The 4,879-nt window shown below is 69.3% G+C and carries 1 protein-coding gene; it reads left to right on the top strand.

The window, feature by feature from the left end; translation table 11 throughout:
* Positions 1-4,879, top strand: a 4,879-nt coding sequence (locus ACODS9_RS26380; protein WP_489095113.1) for an amino acid adenylation domain-containing protein, incomplete at both ends; no start/stop codon positions are given.

Here is a 4,879-nt window from a genome sequence, read left to right as displayed (position 1 = left end):
CCCTGGCCGCGCTGGCGGCGGCGGTGGGCTCTGGACGAGAGGTGGCCGTACCCGAAAACCGTGTCCCCCACGATGCGACCCGCATCACGCCAGAGATGCTCAGCCTGATCGAACTGGACCAGGCCAGCATCGACCGCATCGTCGCAAGCGTGCCGGGCGGCGCCGCCAATGTGCAGGAGATCTACCCGCTGGCGCCGTTGCAGGCGGGCATCCTCTATCACCACCTGAGCGCCGAGCAGGGCGATCCGTACCTGCTGCAGTCGCGCCTGGCCTTTGACAGCCTCGAGCGCCTGCGTAGCTGGGCAGCGGCCTTGCAACAGGTCATCGACCGCCACGACATCCTGCGCACTTCGGTGGCCTGGGAAGGCCTGGCGGAGCCGGTGCAGGTGGTCTGGCGCCAGGCCAGCCTGGCGCTCAGCGAAGTCACCGGCCTGGGTGAGGAGTCAGTGATCGAGCAGTTGCTGGCGCGTTTCGATGCCCGCCAGCAGCGTCTGGACCTGACCCGGGCGCCCTTGCTGCGACTGGTCTATGCCGAGGATCCGCGCCAGGGCGAGTGGGTGGCGCTGTTGCAGTTCCACCACCTGACCCTCGACCACGCCGCGATGGCCGTGGTCGGCGAGGAGATGCAGGTGCTGCTGGACGGGCGTGGCGCCACGCTGCCTGCCGCGGTGCCGTATCGCAATTATGTCGCCCAGGTCTGCCTGGGCGACGATCAGGCCAGCCATGAGGCGTTCTTCCGCGCCCAGTTGGGGGATGTCGAGGAACCGACCCTGCCCTTTGGCTTGGCCGATGTGCAGGGCGATGGCGGGCGGGTCGAGCATGCCGCCCTGATGCTGCCTGACGCCCTGGCCCAAGGCCTGCGCGAGCAGGCCCGGCAGCGCGGCGTCAGCGCCGCCAGCCTGGTGCACCTGGCCTGGGCCCGGGTGGTGGGCGTGCTGGCAGGGCGTCGCGATGTGGTGTTTGGCACCGTATTGATGGGCCGCCTGCAAGCCGGCGAGGGCGCCGACCGCGCCCTGGGCATGTTCATCAACACCCTGCCACTGCGGGTGGACACCGCGCTGCCGGTGGAGCAGGCCGTGCGCGTCACTCATCAGCGCTTGTCGGCCCTGCTCGGTCACGAGCATGCGCCCTTGGCATTGGCCCAGCGTTGCAGCGGCGTGGCCGCTTCGGCGCCGTTGTTCAGTGCCTTGCTCAACTACCGGCACAGCGCCGAGGCGGCCCGGGACGGTGAAGGTCTCTGGCAGGGTGTGCGCCTGCTGGGCGGCGAGGAGCGCAGCAACTACCCGTTGACCCTGAGCGTCGATGACCTGGGCGAGGGTTTCTCGCTGAGCGTGCTGGCCGCCGAGGGATTGCCTGCGGCGCAGGTCGGCACGTGGATGGTCAATACGCTAGGCCAACTGTTGCAGGCGCTGGAGCGGGCGCCGGGCCAGGGACTCGATCATCTGCCGATGCTGGATGACGAGGCTTTGCGCCAGGTGGTGGAGGGCTTCAACGCCACTGCCGTCAATTATCCGCAAGGGCACACCGTGCATGCGCTGGTCGAGGCCCAGGCACCCGAGGCGCTGGCCGTGGTGCAGGGCGAGGAGAGCCTGAGCCATGGCGAGCTGAACCAGCGCGCCAATCGCCTGGCCCATTACCTGATCAAGCGTGGCGTGGCGCTGGGCGACCGTGTCGCGCTGTGCCTGCCGCGCGGCCCGCAGCGGCTGGTGGCGATGCTGGCCGTGCTGAAGGCCGGCGCGGCCTATGTGCCGGTCGATCCGGGTTATCCGGCGGAGCGCATTGCCTATCTGCTCAGTGACAGTGCGCCGACGCTGGTGCTGGTCGAATCGGCCACTGAAGCGTTGGTAGGCGATACAGCCAAGGTCATGGTGGATGGCGATGACTGGCTCGACCACCAAGCCAGTAATCCCGTCGTAGCCGGGCTTGACGCCAATCAGCTGGCCTATGTGATCTACACCTCCGGCTCCACCGGCCAGCCCAAGGGCGTGATGGTCGAGCACCGCACCTTGGCTAACCTGGTCCACTGGCATTGCCAGGCCTTTGGCCTGGGCGCCGGCAGCCACACCTCCAGCGTCGCCGGCTTCGGCTTCGACGCCATGGCCTGGGAGGCCTGGCCGGCGCTGTGCGCCGGGGCGGTGCTGCACCTGCCGCCGGCGCAGATCGGCGGTGAGCACGTGGACGAACTGCTCGACTGGTGGCTGCAGCAACCGCTGCAGGTCAGCTTCCTGCCGACCCCGGTGGCCGAGCAGGCGTTGCGCCGCGAACGCCAGCACCCGACCCTGCACACCTTGCTGGTGGGCGGCGACCGTTTGCGCCAGTTCGACCGCGATCCGGGCTTCGTGCTGGTCAACAACTACGGCCCGACCGAGACCACGGTGGTCGCGACGTCTGGTCAACTTCAGCCGGGTGGCGCGCTGCATATCGGCAAGCCGACCGCCAACACCCGTGTCTATGTTCTGGATGCGCAGCGCCAACCGGTGCCGGTCGGCGTGACCGGCGAGTTGTACATCGGTGGCGCGCAGGTCGCCCGTGGCTACTTCAACCGCCCCGACCTCACCGCCGAGCGTTTCCTCGACGACCCGTTCGCTGGTGGCCGGATGTATCGCACTGGCGACTTGGTGCGCTGGAACGCCGACGGCACCCTGGACTACCAGGGGCGCAACGACGACCAGGTGAAGATCCGTGGTGTGCGGGTCGAACTGGGCGAGATCGAGGCCGCGCTCAAGGCCCAGCCGGGCATCGCCGATGCCGTGGTGCTGGTGCGTGACGAGCGCCTGCTGGCGTGGTTTACCGAAGCGGCAACGGTCGATATCGAACGCCTGCGCGAAGGCTTGCAGGCCAGCCTGCCGGCGCATCTGCTGCCGCAAGCCTTGGTCCGCCTGGATGCATTGCCACTGACCAGCCACGGCAAGCTGGACCGCCAGGCGCTGCCGCAACCGGTCATGCTCGCCGCCCAGGACTACGTCATGCCGCAAGGTCCTGTGGAAACCGCCATCGCCGCGCTCTGGGCCGAGGTGCTGGGTATCGAGCAGGTTGGTCGCCACGACAATTTCTTCGAACTCGGCGGCCACTCGCTGCTGGCGGTGAGCTTGACCGCGCGTCTGCGCCAGGCCGGCCTGCAGGCCGACGTGCGCACCCTGTTCGGCCAGCCGACGGTGGCGGCGCTGGCGGCGCCCCTGGGCCAGGGCCGTCAGGTCGAGGTCCCGGCCAACCGGATTCCGGCCGGCTGCACCCGGATCACCCCGGACATGCTGCCTCTGGTGGAGCTGGAACCTGCCGCCATCGAACGCATCGTCGCCACGGTGCCGGGCGGCGCGGCCAACGTGCAGGACATCTACCCGCTGGCGCCGTTGCAGGAAGGCATCCTCTATCACCACCTCAGCTCGCCGGAGCACGATCCCTATGTGCTGCAGTCGCCCATGGCCTTCGACAGCCTGGCGCGGCTCGAGGCCTTCGCCGCTGCGTTGCGCCAGGCAATCGCACGCCACGATGTGCTGCGTACCGCCGTGCTCTGGGAGGCCCTGGAGCAACCGCTGCAGGTGGTCTGGCGCGAGGCGCCGCTGCTGGTCGCACCGCTCGAAGGGCAGGACCTGCAACGCCTGGACCTGAGCCAGGCACCGCTGATTCGCCTGCTGTACAGCGCCGATGCCGGCAGCCAACGGGTCGAGGCACTGCTGCAGTTCCACCATATCGTCCTCGACCACACCGCCCTGGAGATCATCGGCGGGGAACTGCTGGGCTACCTGCAAGGCACCACGGCACCGCTGCAGGCCCCGGTGCCTTACCGCAACTACGTGGCCCAGGCGCGCCTGGGCGTCAGCCAGGCCGAGCACGAGGCGTTCTTCCGCGAGCTGCTGGGAGATATCGACGAGCCGACGCTGCCCTACGGCCTGAGCGACGTGCAGGGCGATGGCCAGGCTATCGAGGAAGCCCAGCTGTGGCTGGACGAAACCCTGGCCGCGCGCCTGCGCCAGCAGGCCCGGCAACTGGGCACCAGCCCCGCAAGCCTGTTCCACCTGGCCTTCGCCCGCCTGCTGGCCGCCACCAGTGGCCGCGACAGCGTGGTGTTCGGCACCGTGCTGCTGGGCCGGCTGGAGGCCGGCGAAGGTGCCGAGCGGGCGCTGGGCATGTTCATCAATACCCTGCCGCTGCGCCTGGACCTGCAGGGCGTGGCCCTGCCCGAAGCGGTGCGCCAGACCCAGCAGCGCCTGAGCGCCTTGCTGGTCCACGAGCACGCGTCGCTGGCCCTGGCCCAGCGTTGCAGCGGCGTACCGGCGCCGGCGCCGCTGTTCAGCGCCATGCTCAACTACCGCCATGGCCAGGAGGCCAGCGAAGCCCGGCGCCTGGACTGGCAGGGCATCGAGTTCCTCGACGGCCAGGAGCGCAGCAACTACCCGCTGAGCCTCAGCGTGGATGACATGGGCCAAGGGTTCCGCCTGGTGGCCATGACCCCGGCGACGGTTGGCGCCGCGCGGGTCTGCGGGCAGCTGCGGCAGGTACTGCTGGCGTTGGTCGAGGGCCTGGAGGCGCAAGCCGGCCAGACGGCGCTGCAACTGCCGGTGCTGCAGGACGAGGAACGCGCCTTCCTGTTGCAGGACTGCAACGCGACAGCGCGGGCCAATGATTCCGAGCTGCCGATCCAGGCGCTGTTCGAGCGGCAGGCAGCACGCGCCCCCGAAGCGATTGCCGTGCAAGCTGAAGCGGGGCAACTGAGCTACCACGAGCTCAACGTCCAGGCCAACCGCCTGGCTCACCACCTGATCGCATTGGGTGTGAAACCCGACGACCGGGTGGCGATCTGCGTCGAGCGCGGCCTGCCGCTGCTGGTCGGCCTGCTGGCGATCCTCAAGGCCGGTGGCGCCTACGTACCGCTCGACCC

Source organism: Pseudomonas sp. FG36 (genome assembly GCF_057809275.1).
Note: the sequence above shows the minus strand (reverse complement) of the source record. Positions and strands in the feature narration are given on the sequence as shown.